Source organism: Agrobacterium sp. H141 (genome assembly GCF_057158725.1).
The window spans coordinates 2,597,362-2,610,915 of record NZ_CM169893.1 but is presented as its reverse complement, the minus strand read 5'-3'; the positions used below and the strand labels follow the sequence as shown (position 1 = coordinate 2,610,915).

The following is a 13,554-nucleotide window of genomic DNA, read 5'->3' as shown; positions in this document are numbered from 1 at the left end:
GATAAATTGTTGATATGTCGGATTACTGGTATTAGTGACGCCTTGCTATGTTAGTTTCTCTGCGTTGTTAATCGGAAGGCGTGTAGGCTGCGTGTATGAATAAAATGACCGAGACGACCGTAGTGCGGGCCGACAATCGAGGCTTCGAGCAACAGGTCGGAAGCCTGGGAGTTATCCGTCTTCCAGCTTCAAAGCCTGATATTGGGCTTTTGAAGTTTGTACTCAAGCGAAGCACAGTTTTGTCAAGACGACTTTACCGCAAGGCGCTGGTAGCCTTGCAGCTACGGGAGCGGCCGCAGTCGAAATTAGTCAGGACGTATGAGGCAACGCTTTGGGGCGGCTTCTCAGAGCTATCTTTGAAGAAGCTTCAAGAAATCAGGGATAACGAGAAGCTCTCACCTGGGGAGAGAGGTGACGCCTGTATAGCACTTTCTAGGTGGTATGCCGTAGCGGGCGATTTACAGAAGGCTCTCGTTGAAGTGCGCACCTGGCGATCGATCAATGCCGGCAATCGTGAAGAGAACCGGCAGTACCGAATGGAATCCTATTTTTTGTCCCGTGTCGGACAGGGGGCAAAGGCGCGGGCGCTTTTGATCCACAAGTCGCATTTTGATTCCTCGCGCTACTTGCTATTGGCGAATTCTTGGCAGTCGGACCCAATTCTCGGTGGCACTGATCAAGCCGAAAGCGAGATGTTGAACGCAGTCAACCTTATCTATGAGCAATTCGGCGTTGCAAAAATCGGTAAACGCAACAAGGACCAGCCTCTATCATTGGACAATTTACGCGGATCGCCGTGCGCAAGCCGCTCTGATCCCGCGGTCAAGGTTTCGATTGTTGTGCCGTGCTATAATGCCGGCCGCACGCTTTTGACTGCGCTCCTGAGCTTGGCCGAACAGAGCTGGACGAATATCGAGGTGCTGATTGTCGATGATTGCAGCACGGATGACACTGCCGCCATCGCCAAAGCTTTCTGTCTCGAGGATACTCGGTTTCGTTATTTGCTTCAGGAGCGTAACGGAGGCAGTTATGCAGCACGAAATAAGGCACTGGAAGAGGCTACCGGGCTTCTGTTGACAGTTTTTGATGCTGATGACTGGGCTCATCCTCAGAAAATCGAGAAGCAGGTGGACGCATTCGACTGGAGCATTAAATACGAATTCAATTGTTGCGACTGGGTTCGGGTGACCACTGATATGTTTTTCATTGGTCAAACTAGGCCCTCGAACAAGCTGACACAATTGGATCACTCGTCTGGCATGTTCAAAATCGAAGATCTGAAGTCACTCGGAGGCTGGGATGCCCGTGTCCGGATATCGGCCGACACCGAACTGCAACGTCGTATTCTCAGGTTGGTTGGCGCCAAGAACATGAACCTGAGACGTCGTGGTATATTGGGCGGCTGTCCCATGTCGTTTGGCCGCGATATCCCGACATCTTTGACGCGAACTTCCGCAACAAACATCCTGACCCTGAGGCACGGGGTTCGTCGCGAGTACCGCGAAAGCATGGACTTCTGGCACAAAATTGCGCTCGAAAATGAGATGTCCCTTCATTCATCAAAAACATTCGTGCCGCCTCCCCACACGATGTTGTCCGAGCAAACCGCAAGACCTCAGGGAGAGGTCTTGGTTATTGACGACTTTTCGGTGGAAAATTCTCCCGGAGCGGAGTTGATCGCGGAACTATACGCTTTGGGCGTTCGCGGCATATATGCATTCGACTATCCTGATTTCTATGCTCCTGTTGCTAGACGTGATACCGGTCCACTGCGCGCTCTTCTGGCCTCAAGAGGACTTGAAAAGGTCGCGGCCGGCGAAGCACTTAAAATAACGACCGTCGTTTTGGTGCGCCCTGAATTGTTGGTTGCTGAACTTGATTTGTTTCCGTCTCTGGAGTTTCAGAGGCTTCTTGTGTTAGGTTCCTCTGATGTTTCCGGCGTAATTAGAGCTAAAGTCGCCGATCAGTTTGGCGCACATGGACATTGGATGGATAGGGATCAATTGGTCGAAAAGGAGTACTGGCATTGATTTGCGTCGAGCTCTTGCTGGCAAGATAATTGCAAAAGCACGCTTTCTGGTTGCGGAAAATAAGAGTTCGTCGTGGCGTGAATTTCTCTCGGGTGCGTGATACGTATAGAAAGTGAAGATAAATAATGATCGCAACGCCTACTAAAGAAATGGTTGCTGGATATAAATCTGGGAAATACTGGTCCAAGCGGTCTGACTTGATTTATTATAAATACGTTGATTACATGATTCGTGTCTTGGCGCGAGATAGTAATTCTTTGATCGATGTTGGTACTGGAAATTGTCCATACCTTGAATGGTGGAATTGGATAAATGTGAGGAAATCTATAGATATCGTTGCGCCATATTCTTCAGGTGAAGTCGAGGGTATTACTGCGAATATACTTGATCATAAATTTGAGACTATCTACGATGTATGCACTTGCCTACAGGTTTTAGAGCACATCCCAGAACCTGGGCCATTTGCAAAGAGGCTGTTTGAGGTCGGAAAAACTGTCGTTATATCAGTGCCTTATGGGTGGCCAAAGGGGAAGACAAAAGGCCATGTCCAGGATCCTGTTACTGAAGATAAACTGAAAGAATGGACAGGCAGGGAGCCCACGTACTCGTGTGTCGCAACGGAACCGTTCAAAAAGACCCATGACCAACGTCTTATTAGCGTGTATCTGCGAGATGATACTCCCGACTGGAAACAAAAGATAGAAAATAGGATTGTGCGCGAGATTGGAGTTATTGATACTTCGCAAATTGCGTGAGAAATCCGATGGGCCACTCGTGATGTCACATTGAGGAGAATAGTCTATTTGTTCTTGCGCGCATCGCATGGCAATTTTGCTGACGGTACCCCACTCAATTGAGCCATTTCGAACTTGAGTTTTCTGCTTATGATCCGCGTTGGGCAGAATATAGGAATTCGACGAAGTCCTCGCGGTTTTCTGAAGCGCAGATCGCATGCGTGTTGAAGAAGGCAGAGGATGGAACGCCTACAGGCGATGTGAGCCGCGCGGCCAAGATTTCCGATGCGAACTTCTACATCTATGGACTGTTCCCCGTTTGCAAGCTTGATATTTAAGCGGTCTGACGCTGGACAAGGCCATGCTGCAGGAAGTTCTGTCAAAAAAGCTCTGAGGCCTGCCCGCAAGCGCCAGCTTGTCGATGCATTCAAGCCGGACTGGAAGGTTTCCATCCGGCATGCCGGCGCAGTGCTGAAGATCCGACCGGTCGCTTTACGTATACAAGTCCAGGCGCGGCGAGCAGGAGGAACTGAAGCTCAGGGACATCTGTCAGGCCCGTGTGTGCTACGGCTACCGTCGTGTTCACGTGCTGCTGAAGCGTGACGGCTGGCCCGTCAACGAGAAAATAATCTATCGCCTCTACAGGGAAATGAGCCTCCAGTTCCACAACAAGGTTCCAAAGCGTCGGGTTGGAGTAAAGCGGGGCGCAGATTGACCCGAGCCGACGCATTCTCATAGGTTTTCGTTTGCACGCTAAACTGAAATGTGCTCTTGAGGGGATTGATATGACTTGAGATGTTTAAGCTCTATCTCTTAGGTTGTAGTACCCAAGCGTCATCACGCTCCAGGTAAAAATTGAACCCAAGAACACAAGAAGGATATTGAGAAATCTTCTGGGGTATTGTGCCTCTTCTGAGGACGTTGGCTCAATGAATGCTGCGATGTAGCGTTGTTTGGAGCGTGCCTCTATGCGCGCCTTTTCCAAGCTCGCCATTGCAGCCGTGTAGGCCTGCTGCGAGAATTCTCGTTCGGTTTCAAGCGCCTCATATAGCTGCAGTTTGTCTGCGACCGCTTGTTCGTGAAGTGGCGTATCGGAGTTTCTGGCGCGAGTGCCTGATTGGGATGCAGATGAACCGCCACCGAGTTTGAGGCGCTCCTCGCTGATCTGCTTTTCCAAGCTCTCGATTTGCGCCTTGATAACGCGAACCCGCGGCGTATCCTCTGCCATTTGCGACTGAGCGGTTGTGAGATCGGAGGTAAGCTTGGACAGACGTTCTTCCATTGCGCCGACCAACTGGGTCGCCTGTCTTGCAGCCTCGACTGGGTCGATATCCTGTGATTGCTCCCGGAAATCTCGAATTGCGGTGCGCGCGTCGACGATCCGTTTCTCTGCAATAGACAACTCAGTCCTTGCTGACTTGAGGGATTCCTCTCGTGCAGAATCTGAGAGCTGATTGATGAGACTTTCACAACTAGCCAGCACAAAAGACGCAATGGCCTTGGCCTGCGCGGGCTCGAATGCGCGAATGGTCAGCTTCAATATATTAGAGGAATGGTCGTAGGTGACACTGGCCACGCTTTGCCAGAAAGCCGTTTTATCTTCGATCGAAGAATCCGGTTTGAGGCCGTAATAGAAGTCTCCACCCCTGATGGCATAAGTGCTCGAAAGGTCAAACTTCTCATCTATCTTGCGGACCATCTGGTCGCTCAGGATATAGTCGGACACAATATAGGAGTCAGAAACCGTGCTTGTGGCACCGCTTTGGGAGAATATACCGAGCAAATCACCAGTCGCTGGCATGTTATCAATGCTGCGCACAGTAAAGGACGTTGCGCTTTCGTACTGATCGGCTGCAACGAAGGTCATGTAGAATGACGCAGCGCTAGTCGGTACGACAACCATAATCGCGAAGGCTGCTCCGAGGATCAGGTGACGCGAATGAATGAGCGACTTTTTCTTCCCTCGTTGCTTTTTCGTTTTGTGAAGTAAGCCTTCAAGGACACGCACATTCGGATGTGGAGCGGTCTCCTTCGAGACGGGCGATGGGATTTGCCGAGCCGGGTTCTGCGTCTTTTCGGTGTTCGCCATCAGTCAATCTCCATATTCTTTTCATGCGTCAGTATTGCATCTTCTACGTCGTCGAAAAATGTAAGTCGGCCTTTTTCGAGCACGATTCCCGAACTGCAGTAGTCGCGGATTGTTGACGTACTGTGCGACACCATTATCACGTCGGAATCACTCAGCTTATCCTTGAATGCGTTGTGGCATTTTCGTTTGAAGTTGGTGTCTCCGACCGCCGTGACCTCATCAACAAGATAATAGTCGAAGTGAATTCCCATGCTGAGACCAAACGCAAGTCGGGCTTTCATCCCGGACGAATATGTTTTGACGGGCGCACGAAAAAAAACGCCTAACTCGGCAAATTCCTCTACATACTGCAGAAGTTCGTCCGTATCGACACCATAAACTCTCGCAACAAAACGAACATTTTGTTCCCCTGTGAGATTCGATTGAAAAGTTCCCGACAGTCCGAGGGGCCACGAAACCTTTCCCTTTCTGATGATACGCCCCGAATCAAGTCGTAGGGTCCCTGCGATCAGTTTCAGCAGGGTCGATTTTCCGGCTCCGTTTCGGCCAAGCAAGCCCACGCTTTTCCCACGCTTGATTACAAAGGACACACCGTCCAGTATGACCTTACTGGAGTTTTTGACATGCATGCGCTTGCTTGCGTTTTCTAGCCTGATCATCCGTTTCTCAGAGTTTTGGAGGAAACGAAAAACAGCGCTGATCCACTGAAAAGCGCCAGCGCGACGATAGCATAAAGATAGGACAGATCGAGGCTGGTTGCCCGGTATTCTGGAAAGAGCCCGGTTCTAAATAATGTGATGACATGGACAACGGGGTTTATCGTCAGAATGTCCCGATAAGGCATCGGCATTCCTTCAGGTATGAAAAATACGCCTGATATAAGCAGCAACGGTCTTGTCATGATGCCATATACGCTCTGATAAACTGGAAACTTGAGAAAGAGAACTGTATTGCTCATACCAACGCCGAGGGCAAGAAAGCCGCCGAGTGTTGCGGCCTCCAGAATTGGCCACCAGTTGATGTTGGGAGGCCTTTGCATCTCGAATTCGATGATTATGTAGAACGTGGCAAGGGCGACGAACACGCAGGTGAGCATCTGCAGGATAAACCTGGCTACTACGGTATCGATAGGCGCGACCGTCGGATAGTTCAAAAGTGCTTTGTTCCCACTCAAGGCGCCTCCAACATAGCTCAATGTTCCATTGTAGAAAAAAAAGCCCATATATCCAGAAGCATAGAAGTATGGAAAGCTGTCTCCAAGTGCAGGCGTGTGCGTAACAACGCGGAAAACCGACGTCATCAAAAGCACGTAACCGGCGGGTTCCAACAAGGCCCAGAGGTAGCCACCTGGCTTGTTTCCAAAGCGGGATGCCATCTCGCGGATGAGAAGGGCAATGACAATACGGTAATGGGTTATGAACAGCATGACTCGTATCTAAGCATGTGCGTGGCAGCAATAACAGTGATGTTCATAGAGGGCGCTGTCAGGGATAGCAAAGGAAAAACTGACGGCACAAAAATGGCAAATTTCTCAAGGAGCACTAATGCTGTCATGTTGGCACCGCTATGCGCTCTTGGTGTAGATTACCGAACACGGGAGCTTTGGGCAGAATTGCTGTATCAATTGGCGCGACCTACACTGTGATACTCAAACCCGTTATGCCGGACGTCTGTGGCCTGATAGACATTGCGCAGATCCACCAACACCGGTGTCTTCATACGCGTCTTCAGGCCGGCGAAGTCCAGGTCCCTAAACTGTTTCCACTCAGTGATGATGACCAGAGCATCGGCACCGTCAGCAACTTCGTTCACACCGGTCTTGTAGTCCAGATCCGGCAGGAGCTCCTTGGCTTGCGGGATGCCCTCAGGATCATAAGCTTTCAGGTGTGCGCCCTTGTCAACGAGGGCCTGAACAATGGCGAGGGCCGGTGATTCACGTACGTCGTCGGTGTTCGGCTTGAAGGTGAGCCCGAGAATGCCGATTGTCTTGCCACGTAATTCGCCGCCAACGGCCTGCTCAACCTTGCGGGCCATCGCCCGCTTTCGGGTCTCATTGATGCCGACGATCGTCTCGATAAGGCGGATGGGCGCTGTGTGATCCTGGGCGGTCTTTACCAGCGCCAGAGTATCCTTCGGGAAGCACGAGCCGCCATAGCCCGGACCGGCATTCAGGAACTTGTGGCCAATACGGCTATCGAGGCCCATGCCTTTTGAGATATCCTGTACATCTGCACCGACCTTTTCACAAAGATCCGCGATCTCGTTGATATAGGCGAGCTTCAGTGCCAGGAAGGCATTGGAGGCATATTTGGTAAGCTCTGCAGTCCGCCGCGATGTGACCAGCACCGGATGCACCGCTGGATCAAGCGAAGCGTAGACATCGAGCATGATCTTTCGGGCACGCACATCATTCATGCCGATCACCACACGATCCGGTTTCATGAAGTCGTCGATTGCCGCTCCTTCGCGCAGGAATTCCGGGTTGGAGACGACGGCGAGATCGGCATCCGGATTGGCCCCCGTCATGATGCGCTCGAGCTCGTCGCCGGTCCCGACGGGAACCGTGGACTTGGTGACGATTACGGTGAAGCCCTTGACGGACTTTGCCACTTCGCGGGCGGCCGCATAAACATAGCTCAGATCAGCATGGCCATCGCTCTTGCGCGACGGCGTGCCAACGGCGATGAAAACTACATCAGCATCAGCGACCGGGCCTGCAAGATCCGTCGTGAAGGACAAGCGCCCGGCATCCAAATTGCGGGCAATCATTTCGTCCAAACCAGGCTCGAAGATCGGCACCTCGCCAGCTTTCAGCTGCGTGATCTTAGCTTCAGCCTTGTCGATGCAGGTAACGTCGTGACCGAAATCCGAAAGGCAGACGCCAGAAACGAGGCCGACATAACCGGTACCAATGATCGCTATTCGCAACTGTCATTCTCCATTTTTGTTCGTGAATTCATCTGACTAGCGCAGTAATATTGCTGCGCGACAATGTCCAGCAGGCCCATTTTCTTTCAAAAGGGTTAGGCAAACTTTATCTGGCGACTCTCGCGGTGGCATTGGCTACATGTTCGTGGCCTTCTGAGAGATGAGCCAGTCCATGAGATCAAAGATCGATCCCAATTGTTTCGTCGCTGGATTGATGTAGCGTGTGTAGTGAAAATAGGCTGCGGCGAATAACTCATCAACACTTCGGCTCCGATTGCGCCTACTGCAAAACTGACGGTCGTCAGTAACGCCCCACCCTGAATACCAAGGAATACCGAAGCAGGAAACTGGCTTACCTGCAAGCAAGGCTTCGAATCCCATGGTTGAGGTCACGGTGAACACACTATCCATTTCCAACACCAAGCTTATGGGGTTGACTGCATCACGGAGTAATACAATTCTCTTGCTTTCTTTGAGTTCGCTAAAATAACCCTTCTTTGTCCCGTTCGTAACTTCTGGGTGCGTCTTCACGTAGACAGTAGCGCTCTGATCTTCGTCCAAAGCTGCACGCAGCATTTGGTCAAAAGTGGCCCCATTTGCAGAGCCTTTCGCAATGCTGGTATCTCCGACGGTTTGGTCTACGACCAAAATCCTGCGGCTATCGGAGCTTTTTAGGTGGGATTGAGACAGATGTGGTGCGTGATTATATTTGCTTAGACGGTGCGTGATGATCATCCTTCGAGCGCGGGCCACATCATCAGCAATACCGGAGAGTACATCGACTTGCGCATTCAGAAGATTTTCCAGGTCAGAGGGGCGGGTAGTATCATAGTAGATGCCAGCATGGTCTCTTACGAGTGCGTATGGTCTTGATTTTCGTCCTGGATGAACTGATCGCAAGAATCCATCTTCCAAGTGCAGTGGTTGGACCCCCCACCTCATCGCGAGGCTCTCTGCCTTCTTGCCACTTTTTTTTACGCCCCAGCCTGCCACAAACTCGATATTTTGAGGCCGAAGGAAAACAGGAGGGCGGCAAACTGGCGCACCAAGAAAGACATCTAGCCCCTCCATTTTCATCAGTCCAGAAGAAGTGACGCAGATCCCGCCTCGCTCTTTCATGCTCGCCTAAAACTTCCTGTCTATTAGTTTTTAGTGAAACCTCGTTGGCCGGTGAGCTCCGACTTCCCGTCTACCAGCTAGCTCAAGCCGGGCGCGAGCCTCTGTTGTATAATCCAACACACATAGCAAGTTGTTTCGAATCTTATAATTCAATAGTCATGGCCTATGCCATATCGTGCTATGAACAAAATTCGACTGGAATATGGTGGAGCCGTAATGTTCATCCTCTGCGCGGTCCTTTACGCTTGCGAGAGCCTTACTAGACCTCAGCCTCCGTCGGAGTTGCGCATATCAGGAGGTGTTCCATGACAGTTTTTGCAATATCAGAGTGCAAACTCTGCTTAGTCGCTTTGGAAACCATCCGAAACTGCCTTTTGATGTTTTGTGAGATCGGACTGGGGCAGCCTTTGGTTGGACGGGATTGTTTGCACGAATTGCCGCACGGCGCGATTTGTACATGTCGATCGTTTGAGCGTATGCAGCGGAACTTTGGGAGATTAGCTTTCAACTGTGCATCACGAACGCACCCCGCTCCGACACCCTGCGAAAATATCCAGCGCGGGCTGATAGACCGCCGTCCTAACCTGCATCAGGCCAAGCACGCTGTGGAACAGGTTGTCATGTGAATGCGGTGCGTTCGCCTCGACCGAGACGCAGGAGCGCTCTATGCCGGCTGATGTCAACAGGCTAGGGGAGGTCCACAGGACGAATGGTATATGTGTCTGCTCCTTCGGTGCGAACAGGTAAGGCGCGCCATGCAGGTACAGACCGTTTTCACCCAGAGACTCGCCGTGGTCCGACATGTAGATCATGGCGCTGTCCAGTCGGTCTTCGTGGGCACGCAGCTTGTCTATTACCTCTGCGAGAATATGGTCAGTGTAGAGGATGGCGTTGTCATAGGCGTTCGTGATCGTCTGAGGTGTGCAGGTGTTGAATTCGACCGAGTTACAATCGGGAGCGAATCTCTGAAATTCCTTGGGGTAGCGCAGATAATAGGCAGGTCCGTGATTACCGAACTGGTGCAGAACGAGAACGGAATCGCCATCGACCTTGTCCAGCCATCCATCAAGCCCATCGACCAGGATCTGGTCTAGGCATTCTCCGTCCGAACAATAACGCGGATCCTTGGAGTTGAAGAATGCTGTTTTCTGGATGCGATCGGCCACGTGTTTGTCGCCGGTATTGTTGTCCCACCATTCGGTCTTGATTCCGGCATGGCTGAGCACATCCATGAGGTTTTCCGTCCCCATCGCTCTAACGTGGGAATATTCGGCCCGGCCGTAGACTGAGAACATGCAGGGGACCGAGACGGCTGTCGCGGTTCCACAGCTCGAGGTGTTGTCGAAATAGACGATGTCACGCTTGCTCAGTTCGGGGTTGGTTTGTCGCGCATAGCCGCCGAGCTGGAAGTTCTGCGCCCGTGCCGTTTCACCGACCACCACGATGGTGACACGCGGCTTGCGGTGCGCTTCCGGTGCCTTGTTCACCACCTTCGCGTCGGTTCCAAGCGGCTGAACGACGATGTCCTCTTCCTTGGCCGCTCCGATGAAGAACCCCGCAGCACTTGCCACCGGAAAGACCGGGTTCAAGGTGCTAAACCAGTCTCGATGCTGTCGAATGTTGAAGATGAAGCTCCCGCTATTCCATAGGCCGGCTAGTCCGAAGACGATCAGGCACGGCACGATGATGAGCATATTGACAGCCATCTTCTTCAGGATTGGGCGATGCACCAGTTTCACCGAGGCGATGAAGAGCACCGGCAACAGCCCGAACAGCGCCATGTGGAGAATGAACGCGGACGTGATCAGGTGACCTGCCTCTGCCTGGCTGGTTTCCATGGCGTTGCGGATCATCTCACTGTCGATGATGGTGCCAAACCGATCCATGAACCAGGCGCCGCCAACACTTGCCAGGATGAAGAAAATGAGTGCTGGCTTGATGATGTATTTCGCCGAGAAGGTGAGCATCAGCGCTATGAATGCCCCGAACAGACCGATGCCAATGGCAAGCAGGGCCAAGACATTTCCATCGAGATAGACGAACGTTTTTTTCCAAAAAGTCACGTTCATGAAAAGGAGGATGTAGGCTGCGTTGAGTATGCACAACCATTCGCTGCGCATCGATGGCCTGTATTTCAATTGCGGCTTGGACAAGCGCTTCCTCTTTTAGAATGGACTCAGGAGTCCGCCCTATAAACTTGGGAAGCTGACATAAACCTGAAATTATGCGCGATAACGCAGAATGGGGTGTGTCAGGATTGCGTAGTCAACCCTCAGCTATCAACCGGACGTTTTCCGATCCGGATGTAGCGAATACTCAGCAAAACCAGGGCGCCTGAAAACAGGCAAAAAGCCAATCCCTGGACTGTCTCGAAAGTGAGAGCGCCGGCAATGCCGCCGAGCGCAAAGGAGGCGATCGTGACCGCGTGCAGACGCAAACGCTCCATCACCATTGTTCGCTGCGAGCGCGACACGTTGCCTGTAAGAAGTGCCAGGCCAACGCCGATGTCTGTCGCGATACCGGAGACATGCGTTGAGCGCACTCGGCTCTCTGATATCCGAGTCGAAGCGGCATTTTGGACACCCATTGAAAAGCTGAGCACGGAAACAAGCGCCAGCCCATTGATGTGTTCAAACGAGAGGGACACCCAAAGCCCCGCAAGGGCAAGCACTACCGCCTCGACTATGAGTGTTAGAGCGTAGATGTTGCTGTAACCGCGCGATTTGCCGGCTTGAATGAGAGAAGTGGCGACAAATGCTCCCACGATGAACATGCCCACAATCGCACAAAATGCTGCGGCTGCTTGAAAATGCCTGGCCGAAACAAGTTCGGACACCATGGATACATTACCAGTCATGTTGGCGGAGAAATATCCATAGGCCAGATAACCGGCACTATTCACTCCACCCGCGATGAACGCCAGGATCCCACCGAGGGTGAGGTCCGACTTCAGCTCACGTGTTTGTCCGTCATGAATAAGCATGGGCGCATTTCAGGTGTTGAAGGAAAGAACCGATCGGCGCGTAATAGCTCAAAACGCCTTGATGGCGATCCTTGGGCTTCAGAAGTCTGACCGACTCAAAGGATGAGGCGCACATATATATGTATATGAACGCGATCCGATTTTGGAGGATTTGCTGCCAAAAAATGTGGAACGTAAGCTAGCAACCCAAGGGGCGTGTGTCCGCAGGAAAATGAAAACAAGCCGTCCGGAGGGACGGCCTTGATTTTGTATTGCCGATATTGCTTTTACCGGAAGAGCGAAAGAATATTTTCCGAGTTCGAATTGGCGATCGTCAGTGCCTGGATGCCGAGCTGCTGTTGTGTTTGCAGAGCCTTCAGCCGGGTCGACTCCTCATTCATGTCTGCATCGACAAGACGACCGACGCCGGTCTCAATGGTGTCGCTGAGGTCAGAGACAAATTCGCCCTGCATCTCCAGACGGCTTTGGGTGGCGCCCAGTGTCGCGGCGACGTCCGTCATCATCTGCAGATACTTGTCGGTGGCCATGACCATTCCCTCCACCTCTTCCGAGGTGGTTGTGGAGCTCAAGGTGATCTCGTTCCCGGCCGAACCGGCGGCGGATTCGATCATGAAATAGTCGACCGGCGTCGTAGTCGTGCCAGATGGCTGGTCGACAGTCACACGCAGAGTCAGCATTCCGTTATAGTCGGCTCCGTCACTGATCAGAATGGCCGAGTCCACGTCGAATGTCGTGGTTTGCACAGTAACGGTATTGTCTGCTGCTCGCGTGAAGCCGGAGACCATTTCGGCAGGCTGGGCACCGAGCGAGTCTGTTCCGTAAAGCCAGTTTTCACCGCTGAAGCTTGCAGATTCGGCAACCGAGCGGATTTGCAGCTTGAGCTCGGTGAGTTCTTTGTTAATTTTTTCTTTGTCGACACCAGGTTCACGGGCAGCAACCAGCTTGGCTTTGATTTCATCGACTATATCGATTGCAGCTTCCATGCCAGTATAGGTGGTGTCGACTTTGGCAACCCCAAGAGCAATGGCGTCCTGAACCGCCGATAGGGCTTTGTTGTCGGACCGCATTGTGGTGGCGATCGACCAATAGGCAGCATTGTCAGATGCCGTTTCTACTCGGTAGCCACTTGAAACGCGCCCTTGGGTTTTGTCGAGTGTGGAATTAATCGAGCGCAGTGTATCGAGCGCTGCAATAGCGGCGCCGTTTGTTTGAATGCTAACCATCGGAAAACTCATAATGGGTCAATACTCATCGCGCGTCGGATTGCTCCGCCGTCCGTCATGGTCAGAAATGCGCAATCCTAAAATAGATGCGCATGTTAAATTTTGAATTAATCACTAGTTAAATTGGACCGCTTCGAAGCACGTGGTGCCGCAGAAATATCAACGCAGTTAAGATATCTGCCCTCATGCTTTAATCGCAGGCCTAGGTATTGAGGCGATGTCATCCGGACGTGTGGCAAGGTGTGGCAGGACATGTTGATTTTGTTGCGTTTTTCAAATCGCGATATGTGGCCCAAAAGCCCGCCAGCTAATTGATCCCTATAAACAAATCTGCTCCGGGCGAGGCCACTAATGGGCCATCTCGTTGGAAAACAGCTTCAATCCTGATAGAACGCTGTTAATCCATCGGCTCCTCGCTTTTTCCTCGTCGATCAAAACCGAGCCTTGA

Annotated in this window: 11 protein-coding genes; 3 read left to right on the top strand and 8 right to left on the bottom strand. The window is 51.9% G+C overall.

Going from position 1 to position 13,554, the window contains the following annotated elements; all coding sequences use genetic code 11:
- Positions 1-104: 104 nt before the first annotated feature.
- The 3 genes from ACWPM9_RS11915 (at position 105) to ACWPM9_RS11905 (ending at position 3,479) form a co-directional block, all read left to right on the top strand.
- Entirely contained in the window at positions 105-2,030 is a 1,926-nt protein-coding gene (locus tag ACWPM9_RS11915) for a glycosyltransferase family 2 protein (protein WP_484755286.1), read from the top strand.
- A gap of 125 nt (positions 2,031-2,155) precedes the next feature.
- On the top strand, positions 2,156-2,785 hold the full coding sequence (locus tag ACWPM9_RS11910; protein ID WP_484755285.1) for a class I SAM-dependent methyltransferase: 630 nt from the start codon (positions 2,156-2,158) through the stop codon (positions 2,783-2,785).
- Between the two features lie 538 nt (positions 2,786-3,323).
- Positions 3,324-3,479 (top strand): IS3 family transposase, encoded by a 156-nt coding sequence (locus ACWPM9_RS11905; RefSeq protein ID WP_484755284.1) that lies wholly within the window; start codon positions 3,324-3,326, stop codon positions 3,477-3,479.
- Between the two features lie 84 nt (positions 3,480-3,563).
- Here ACWPM9_RS11905 and ACWPM9_RS11900 read toward each other — a convergent pair whose 3' ends face one another.
- From ACWPM9_RS11900 to ACWPM9_RS11865, 8 genes are all read right to left on the bottom strand, one after another.
- On the bottom strand, positions 3,564-4,853 hold the full coding sequence (locus tag ACWPM9_RS11900; RefSeq protein WP_484755283.1) for a KpsE/RkpR family capsule polysaccharide export protein: 1,290 nt from the start codon (positions 4,851-4,853) through the stop codon (positions 3,564-3,566).
- On the bottom strand, positions 4,853-5,512 hold the full coding sequence (locus ACWPM9_RS11895; protein ID WP_484755282.1) for an ABC transporter ATP-binding protein: 660 nt from the start codon (positions 5,510-5,512) through the stop codon (positions 4,853-4,855). Before ACWPM9_RS11895 ends, ACWPM9_RS11900 begins: the two co-directional genes overlap by 1 nt.
- Positions 5,509-6,279, bottom strand: a complete 771-nt coding sequence (locus tag ACWPM9_RS11890; RefSeq protein WP_484755281.1) for an ABC transporter permease — start codon at positions 6,277-6,279, stop codon at positions 5,509-5,511. Before ACWPM9_RS11890 ends, ACWPM9_RS11895 begins: the two co-directional genes overlap by 4 nt.
- Positions 6,280-6,473: 194 nt before the next feature.
- On the bottom strand, positions 6,474-7,781 hold the full coding sequence (locus ACWPM9_RS11885; RefSeq protein WP_484755280.1) for a UDP-glucose dehydrogenase family protein: 1,308 nt from the start codon (positions 7,779-7,781) through the stop codon (positions 6,474-6,476).
- A gap of 135 nt (positions 7,782-7,916) precedes the next feature.
- Positions 7,917-8,900 carry a capsular polysaccharide export protein, LipB/KpsS family gene (locus ACWPM9_RS11880; protein ID WP_484755279.1) on the bottom strand — a complete coding sequence of 328 codons (984 nt, stop codon included), beginning with the start codon at positions 8,898-8,900 and terminating at the stop codon, positions 7,917-7,919.
- A 515-nt stretch (positions 8,901-9,415) separates the two neighbouring features.
- Positions 9,416-11,020 (bottom strand): phosphoethanolamine transferase, encoded by a 1,605-nt coding sequence (locus ACWPM9_RS11875; RefSeq protein ID WP_484755278.1) that lies wholly within the window; start codon positions 11,018-11,020, stop codon positions 9,416-9,418.
- A gap of 152 nt (positions 11,021-11,172) precedes the next feature.
- Positions 11,173-11,883, bottom strand: a complete 711-nt coding sequence (locus ACWPM9_RS11870; protein WP_484755277.1) for a YoaK family protein — start codon at positions 11,881-11,883, stop codon at positions 11,173-11,175.
- A 266-nt stretch (positions 11,884-12,149) separates the two neighbouring features.
- Positions 12,150-13,106 (bottom strand): flagellin N-terminal helical domain-containing protein, encoded by a 957-nt coding sequence (locus tag ACWPM9_RS11865; RefSeq protein WP_484755276.1) that lies wholly within the window; start codon positions 13,104-13,106, stop codon positions 12,150-12,152.
- Positions 13,107-13,554: the final 448 nt, after the last annotated feature.

What these genes read in the sequence shown, in the direction of transcription:
- ACWPM9_RS11915 (WP_484755286.1), top strand. Translation starts at nt 105, where the DNA reads ATGACCGAGACGACCGTAGTGCGGGCCGACAATCGAGGCTTCGAGCAA.
- ACWPM9_RS11910 (WP_484755285.1), top strand. Translation starts at nt 2,156, where the DNA reads ATGATCGCAACGCCTACTAAAGAAATGGTTGCTGGATATAAATCTGGG.
- ACWPM9_RS11900 (WP_484755283.1), bottom strand. Translation starts at nt 4,853, where the DNA reads ATGGCGAACACCGAAAAGACGCAGAACCCGGCTCGGCAAATCCCATCG.
- ACWPM9_RS11895 (WP_484755282.1), bottom strand. Translation starts at nt 5,512, where the DNA reads ATGATCAGGCTAGAAAACGCAAGCAAGCGCATGCATGTCAAAAACTCC.
- ACWPM9_RS11890 (WP_484755281.1), bottom strand. Translation starts at nt 6,279, where the DNA reads ATGCTGTTCATAACCCATTACCGTATTGTCATTGCCCTTCTCATCCGC.
- ACWPM9_RS11880 (WP_484755279.1), bottom strand. Translation starts at nt 8,900, where the DNA reads ATGAAAGAGCGAGGCGGGATCTGCGTCACTTCTTCTGGACTGATGAAA.
- ACWPM9_RS11875 (WP_484755278.1), bottom strand. Translation starts at nt 11,020, where the DNA reads ATGCGCAGCGAATGGTTGTGCATACTCAACGCAGCCTACATCCTCCTT.
- ACWPM9_RS11870 (WP_484755277.1), bottom strand. Translation starts at nt 11,883, where the DNA reads ATGCTTATTCATGACGGACAAACACGTGAGCTGAAGTCGGACCTCACC.
- ACWPM9_RS11865 (WP_484755276.1), bottom strand. Translation starts at nt 13,106, where the DNA reads ATGGTTAGCATTCAAACAAACGGCGCCGCTATTGCAGCGCTCGATACA.